Consider the following 7794-nt stretch of genomic DNA (forward strand, 5'->3'; position numbering starts at 1 on the left):
CGGCGCTTTGCAGTCGACGCCCGTGAGTGGCTCGGGCAATGGCGGCGCGGCATCCAACGCATCCGGTGGTGGCACCGGCGCAGGGACCAGCGGCGGAACCACAGGCGGCGCGGCAGATAGCAGCGGGAGCGCGCCCGTGTACGACGAGAACGGCAACCTGATCGACGGCAGTGGGACGGGAACGTCTGGCGCAGTGGCTGTGGCGTCCCCCTTCACCGTCGAGGAGGGCGGCTGGGGTTGGCAGCAGACGGCGATGCTCGCAGCTGTGGGGCTGCTGCTCCTCGCCGTGATCGTGCCACCAGCGCTGATCCGCATCCTCCGCCCCGACTCCAGCAAGGGAGGGTCTCGGTGAGCGGTGCGACCCCCACCTCCCGCAGCGCCTATCGACGCTCTCGTCCGCAGCGGCGGGGGTTCGGTCTCTGGCTGCGTGCCCTCGTCGCCGGATCTCTCACCGCCGTGCTGGTCGGCGGCGGGGTGGGCCTCGTCGGTTCTCAGCTCGCGGTCACGACTGCCACCGCTGCGACGGAAGACTCGTCGGCAAAGACCCTGACGGCTCAAGATGCGCTGGACCCAACCGGCACCCCCTTTCCGGATCTGAAGGTCACGGTGTCCAAGACCTCCGGGCTGACCAACGAGGGTCTGCGTGTGAGCTATTCGGGGGGATCGCTCTCGTCGACGACGAGGAACTATCTCCAAATCGCTCAGTGCTGGGGCACCGTTATCGAGAACGGTGTTCCAGGACCAGCCCGGGAGACCTGCGTTTTCGGAGCGATCGCAGGTGATGGAGGGCTTCGCGCAACGTCAACGACTGCGACTGACGTAGCTACCAAGGATCGACCGTACACGTCGTTCCAGTTTGGCGCGTACACATCCGTCCCGTTCGTCGCGTACAACGAGGCTCTCGTCACGGATCCCGCTCTGGTCCCTCAGGAATATCTCGTCAGCAATCTCACGAAGAACCCACAAGGCGATGTCGTCACGCGAACCGAGGCAGGGCTGACGCCGGTCAATGTCAACCAGAACCGGTACTTCACCAAATTCACGACCAATGAGATCGCCTGGGCGCCCTTCTCCGATGACGGCACGGGTGAGGTTGTCTTCGAGGCGCAGACGGCGCTTGAGTCATCCGGTCTCGGCTGTGGGTCGCCAATTGGATTGGGGACGAACGCGGTGACCGGTCAGTCCTGCTGGCTCGTCGTGATTCCACGCGGCACGGCCGACAATGGCGCGAACGCGGCACTCTATCCCGGGATCTGGTGGGACTCCTGGAGGCACCGCATCGCATTCAAGCTTGATTTCGACCCCGTGGGCTCGCGCTGTTCACTGTCGTCAGGTGAACTTCAGGTCCAGGGAAGTCCACTGCTTTCGGAGGCGATGTTCTCTTGGCAGGGTGCGTACTGCGGCACACAAGGAGGGCGTGCCATCGCCTACTCGCGTGGAACGGACCAGGATGCCGCGCTAGCGTCAGCCACGACGAGTGGAGCACCCCTCGCCCTGGTGTCACGACCACTGGCACAGGCGGGCGTCACCGACACGATGGTTTACGCACCCCTCGCGCTCACCGGGGTGACGATCTCGTTTTCGGTCGACCGGTTCGTCAACGTGACGGCGTCCGAGGAAGAGCAAAAGAAGAGCCGGACGCCCTTCACCTCAATGAAGCTGACCCCCCGCCTGCTTGCGAAACTGCTCACGGACTCCTATCTCGAGAGCATCGACAAGAGCGTTCCTGCAGCGGACATGTCAGGACTTGACTACAGCACCTCGCCTGCGACGGTGGTGTACCCCACCGACTCTGATGGGGATCGAATCCCCTATCTTCGCAACCCCACCACTGGGCGGCTGAACCCGACCAATATCACGAGGGACCCCGAGTTCCTCGCAATCAACCCTGAGTGGAAGAACAACATCCTTCTCGGGGTGGGCATCGCCTCGGCAGTAACTCCCATCGGTCGCGCCGATGCGGTGCGTGCCGTGTGGGACTACATCTTGGCGGATGCCGAGGCGAAGGACTGGCTCGCGGGAAAGCCCGACGAAGACGGCATGGTCGTCAACCCCTTCTACGCCATCAGTGATGACGCGAATGCGTTGGGTGCCGCGCTTGCACTACCCACCGACAGCTTCCCGAAGGCTGACCCGTGGGAACTCCCGAACACGTTCGATCCCGCGACGAAGTCCGGATCGATTGCGATGAATCAGATCGACTATCGACCGTACGCCGACAGCTTTGAGCAGTCAGCGCAGTATGTGCTGAGGGGCGACGACCGTACTCTCGGCGGGTTTGATAACAACTCGACTCCGCCAAAGTGGGTGCGCGATGCCCCCGCTCCAGTCGGCCAGCGCACAGCGATTGGAGTGACAGATGCCTCAGCGGCGGCTCGATTCGAGACATACACCGCGCTTCTGCTCAACCCTGCGGGAGAATACGTCGGAGCTACCACGGACGGAATGCTCGCGGCGGCAAGCGTGATGACGGAGGTCGCTGGCGGGAAGGGCGTACGCAGCTTCGACAACACGGCCGACGGCGCAAAGGCAGCGACTGCCGCCTACCCGTTGACGATGCCGATCTACGCCGCCATGAACCCGGTCGACCCCGACAAGGCGTCACGTGGTGATTACGCCTCACTCGTGGAGTTCATCGTTACCAAAGGTCAACGCCCAGGGCAGAGCTCGGGAGACCTACCGCGCGGGTACGCTCCGCTTCCGGCGGCCTGGGTCACGCAGGCCACCTCAGCGGCGGCGACCGCTCGTCAAGGGGTCACGTCGACCCCCACGCCGACACCGTCCACCTCGATCCCCACTGTGACGACATCTTCGGGCGCGGCGAGTTACGTGACGCCCGTGTACGCGGTGCCGACCGCCCAGGGTGATGGGGGAACGGCAGCTCCTGCCGCCGAGACGCCAATCACAGTGGCACAACTCGGAGCGACACCAGATGACCCAGATACTGAGCCTCTCGCCGCCGCGGTGCCCATCGGGCTCGCCGCAGGTCTCGTCGCGGCGCTTGCTGTGCCGCTGGTGTCCCGCGTACGCCGACCACTCTAGGCGGACTCCCAGCGGATTCAGGGAGAACCCGTAGGTGCCGTAATCGAGACCACTCCTTCAGCTTCCGCTCGCCCCCCGTTCACCTGCGACGGCGAACGTGATCAGCGTCTGTGAAGACACTCCCCGCTTGAGCTGGACCCGATCGAGCGGTCGGATATCCCACTCCCACTCAGAGAAAAGGAACACCGTGAAGAAGCAGTTCATCGGTGCCGCAGCAGCCCTCGGGGTTCTTGCGTCGCTCGTTGTTGCAGCTCCGGCTGCCCACGCCGAACCGGTCTGCGACGGATTCGCCGTTGTCGGTTCGGACACCATCCAGGACGTTATGACCGGCATCGCCAACGGCTACAAGGTGAGCGACAGCATTAGCGTCCGCGCGATCGGAAATGGGAAGTTCGCCTGCAATTTCAATGCCGTCGACAGCGTGTACGCAGCGGCCGGGGCAAGCTCCCTCATCCAGACGAAGGCATTCGGAACACCGTTCCTTCGTCCCAACGGATCCGGCAACGGCCAGACCGCGCTGAGCCGCTCGATCGATGGTGCGGACATCAACCCCAACGCCGCTGTGGTCAAGATCCAGGGCCAGGTCGATATCGCTCGCTCCTCATCTTCGCCCAGTGGATCAGCCGACCCCACAGAGAGTAACCTCGCCGAGACGCTGGCCGCATACCCCTTCGCGCGCGACGCGCTCTCGTTCGCTACGAACGCGTCCGGGCTCACGACACTGACGAAGCAGGAGCTGAACTCCCTCTTCAAGTGCGAGAACTTGCAGAACCCGAGTGCGCCGGCCGGCCCCGACAACCTGCCCACGATCAACGGAGTGGCCTACACCCCTGTCCTCCCGCAGGAGGGTTCGGGAACTCGCGAGTACTTCCTTGAGAAGGTGCTCGGGGTGAATAAGAACACTACTGACCTCACCAAGGGTGTGAAGTACAACGGCTGCACGCTGATTGGTCAGGAGCACCAGACCAATCAGCTCTTCAACGCTCAGCCCATGCCGGCCAACGCTGTTGTTGTTCACTCGGTCGCTCAGTGGATCGCTCAGGCAAACGGTGTGGGGATCGACCGGCGTGGAGCTGGCTTCACTCTCGGTTCCGCGATCACCGGCAAGGTGCCGACTGACACGGTCGCTGGGAAGCTCGTCCCGAATGCCAGCTACTACGCTGACGACGTCTTCGGTCGCGACACCTACCTGATCACTCAGGCATCGCGCACCTACACCGGCTCGCCGACCTTCGACAACGCACTGTCTGCACTGCTGGGCGTCTCGAAGACCCCTGGTTACGTCACGGCGGACATCCCTGCCACATCGCTTCTGAACCAGTCGACCGACCCCGACACCGTCGGTGGCGTGAAGCAGGCCTTCGGATTCGGTGCCACCACGGTCCGCAACGCGCTTAACCCGACCTACCACCCGCTCAAGTCCGGCACCCTCGCGGGTACCTGGTAACCCCAGACCGAACTGAACTGGAGACACATCTGATGAAGAACATCACAAAGGTTGGGGTTGCGACCCTGGCCGCGTTCGGGCTGGTTGTGGCGGGTACCACCGCTGCGCAGGCCGCCACCTTCGCCCCCGAAGGTGACGGGTCTGGGACGACGATCACCACATCGCACAACTACACGACGAAGTTCCCGATCGGCGCGCAAGCGCCGGCGGGCCTCTCCGTCGCAGCCGGAACGGGGGTTGTCTCGGGCACGCCCGTGGCCGACGGTTCGTTTTACGTGTGGTCGGGATCCACTTTGGCAGCTGCCGATAAGGTCTATGGCTTGAACACGTCGGCGCAGGTCTCGGGATCTGCGACTGACAAGTTCGCTCCTCTGACGCCATCGGCCACGACGCTCGGCGCGAGCGGATACACCGAGTCGTACGCGTTCATCTCCACCCCGGAGAACCTGAACCAGGGCGTCAATGGTTGGGCGGCATACACCGCTGGTCCTTCAAGCGCAGCCCCGGCAGCCACGAACGTCGGCATGAGCAACCTTGGTGGTTCGGGAAGCAACAGTGGCGGCGTAGCCGCTCTGTTCGCGGGCACCGGCACCAAGACCGCTTACGTCGGTGTTGCACTGACCAGCAACTCGGGTGTCGTCCCGGTCGTGACCTGGGCCCGCCAGATCACGATCAACGCGGACACGGACACATACACCTTCGCGGCCGACCAGATCATCATCGCCGCTCCTCCCACCACGCCGGACCTCGCCACCGTGCAGGCTGTCGTGACCGGCGGCAACGGCAAGACCAACACGGCTGAGGGCACTGTCGTCACGGTTGACGGTCTCGCGGCAGCGTCGACCTACAAGCCGTACGTGTACACGACGGGCGGGGCGAAGATCCCGCTCAGCAACGTGACCGCGAACGGTTCGGGCCAGGCCGTCGTGGATGTCGCGTCGGCGCTCGCGGGTGGTCTGGCGTACGGTCAGGACGCGTACCTCGTGTTCGTCCAGCCCGGTGACATCTCGCAACTCGAGGGTGTCTCGCTGATCAACATCTCGTCGGCTACGGCCGGAAGTGTGGATGTCACGGCAAACGTGACGGCCACGAACAACTTCCAGCTGACGACCCCCTCGACGGGTGTCGACTTCGGTGATGTCGCTCGTGACACGACGGCGACTGCCGCGCTCGGTGGGTTCACCGTCATCGACGACCGCAACACCCTCACGGGTTGGTCGGTCAACGTGTCGGCGAACGACTTCACTGGCCCGAGCGGTGCGACCATCTCGAAGGACCAGCTCGGCTACGTGGCCACCGTCGTCGGCGGGAACTCCGCGGGCTCGGCTCCGACCACGGGCAAGACGGCTGGCGCGGGTGCGTTCGGTTCTGCTCTCGCGGCGACCACCGGTAACGGTACGGCGGCCTCGGGGGCGAACTACGACCTGAACCTGTCGTTCCTCGCTCCGGTCTCGGCCACCGCCGGATCGTACACCTCGTCGGTGACGCTCACGCTCGTTCCCGCGAGCTGAGAGACGCCGCTCAGGTGATACCCGACTGGGTGGGGGCTTAGGCCCCCACCCAGTCCATTCATCTGTCCTTTACCGGGTGTGACCCACGGTTCACCTGATGACATGACACCAGAGAGATACTCCGCATCATGACCATTGCCACGACGACCCGCAGGGTGGTCTCGCTCTCGCTTCGTGCCGCTGCCGCCGCGCTCATCGCGGCATCCGTCGTTGGCTCGATCTCGCTGCCGGCCTCGGCGGCAGATGACCAGATCGGTGTGTCAGGGCTGCCCGCGGGCACGGACGGTGTGGTCGACGGACGCGCGCGCTACACCTTCTCGGTTTCCCCTGGCGAGACGGTGACCGATCAGTTCCTCGTGAGGAACACCGGATCCGTCGCCGCGGACTACACCGTGGTCGCCTCGGATGCTTTCAACAACGACAAGGGCGACTTCGACCTCACCGCCACTGCCGATGCAGGAGATGTCGTCGACAACTGGGTCACGTTCGAGGGTGGTGCGACGTCGCTGACGTTCCCTCTCGGCGCGGGCGAATCGCGACTGGTCCCCTTCACCCTTGCGATCCCTGCTGATGCGACCCCCGGCGATCACGTCGGTGGCGTCCTCGTGTCCGTGACGGCGCCCGGTGTCGTGCTGGACGTCGAGAACCGCGTGGCAGCTCCGTTGTATGTGCGCGTCGCCGGTGAGGTCGTGTCGCAACTGTCCATCAGCGCGCTCAACGCAGAGTACGTCGGCGACTGGTGGAATCCCTTCTCCGGTTCGATCCACATGTTCTACACCGTCGAGAACACGGGGAATGTCGCCCTCGCGACCAACAGCAAGGTCGGCGCGAAGACGTGGTTCGGCATCCCCGTCGGTGAAGTGCAGGGCGGCGGCATCGGTGAGGTCCTCCCCGGCAATGGACGCAACGTCGAGGTCGAGATCCCGGGTGTCGCGGCCCTCCTCTACCTGAACCCATGGATCACCCTCAATCCGTTCGTGAAGGACCCCACACCCGAGACGGACCTCATCAGCATCACGGCGACCAATCGCGACGCCATCGTCTGGGCAGTGCCATGGCCGCTTGTGATCGTGCTCGCCATCGGCGCCGGGATCGCCGGCCTCGTGTGGTGGCGCCGTCGCAAGGATGCCGAACGCGCTGCCGAATGGATGCGATTCACCGAGCGCGAGGCGCAGCGTCAGGCTGCCGAGGAGCGGCTGGCAGCCGCGACCGCAGGACGGGATCGGACCTCCGAGTGACAGCGCGCCGACCTGGCCGCACACGTGGTGCGGGCCTGCGGCGCCTCCTTGCTGTGACAGGGGGCGCCGCGGTGGCGCTCGCTCTCGTCGCTACGGGCGTCGTCGCCGCTGCGGCCGATGACGACCCGGAGATCGACGGAAACGTCACCGTCACGATCACGGATCCGAGCCCGACTCCGACCCGCACTCCGGTGCCACCCGTGCCCAGTGAGGTGCCGACATCCGTGACCGGCGCCGCTGCACTCATCGGCGGAGTGCGCCAGAGTGTCGTCCGTAGCCCCAACGCGGACGGCACCGGGATTGTCGTCACGGTCGGGGGGCTGACGATCGAGCTGAAGGCACGCACCGCGTCGGGAGGCGAGGTCGCGCTCGACTCCGACGGCGCGGTTCTGGTCCAGACCGATGGCTCCTACCTCGTGTCCGGTTCCGGCTTCGCGGCCTTCAGCCCGGCATCCGTCGCGCACTACACGGATCCGACGCTGCTCGGAACGCTCACGACCGACGGCTCCGGAGCGTTCAGTGGATCGTTCCCGGTGCCGCCGGCGATCGCGGTCGG

General features: G+C 65.0%; 5 protein-coding genes and 1 pseudogene. All 6 read left to right on the top strand.

All coding sequences use genetic code 11. From position 1 onward, the window contains the following. Positions 1-352: pseudogene (locus Q1V87_RS10555) on the top strand (hypothetical protein); the annotation flags it as partial. Continuing rightward, entirely contained in the window at positions 349-3042 is a 2694-nt protein-coding gene (locus Q1V87_RS10560; RefSeq protein ID WP_300592408.1) for a hypothetical protein, read from the top strand. The pseudogene Q1V87_RS10555 and the gene Q1V87_RS10560, both read left to right, overlap by 4 nt. 187 nt (positions 3043-3229) lie before the next feature. After that, positions 3230-4489 (top strand): hypothetical protein, encoded by a 1260-nt coding sequence (locus Q1V87_RS10565; RefSeq protein WP_300592411.1) that lies wholly within the window; start codon positions 3230-3232, stop codon positions 4487-4489. Positions 4490-4521: 32 nt separating this feature from the next. Next, positions 4522-6000 carry a hypothetical protein gene (locus Q1V87_RS10570; RefSeq protein ID WP_300592414.1) on the top strand — a complete coding sequence of 493 codons (1479 nt, stop codon included), beginning with the start codon at positions 4522-4524 and terminating at the stop codon, positions 5998-6000. 128 nt (positions 6001-6128) lie between these two features. After that, the gene (locus Q1V87_RS10575; RefSeq protein ID WP_300592417.1) at positions 6129-7238 is read left to right on the top strand and encodes a DUF916 domain-containing protein; all 1110 of its coding nucleotides are present in this window, start codon (positions 6129-6131) and stop codon (positions 7236-7238) included. Between the two features lie 53 nt (positions 7239-7291). Continuing rightward, a partial coding sequence (locus Q1V87_RS10580) for a hypothetical protein (protein ID WP_300592420.1) occupies positions 7292-7794 on the top strand: 503 nt, incomplete at its 3' end.

This window comes from Microbacterium sp. (genome assembly GCF_030149085.1).
Classification (GTDB): Bacteria; Actinomycetota; Actinomycetes; order Actinomycetales; family Microbacteriaceae; genus Microbacterium.

Bases quoted from the DNA above. Each gene is read 5' to 3' on its own strand.
- Q1V87_RS10570 (WP_300592414.1), top strand. From the start codon at position 4,522: ATGAAGAACATCACAAAGGTTGGGGTTGCGACCCTGGCCGCGTTCGGG.
- Q1V87_RS10575 (WP_300592417.1), top strand. From the start codon at position 6,129: ATGACCATTGCCACGACGACCCGCAGGGTGGTCTCGCTCTCGCTTCGT.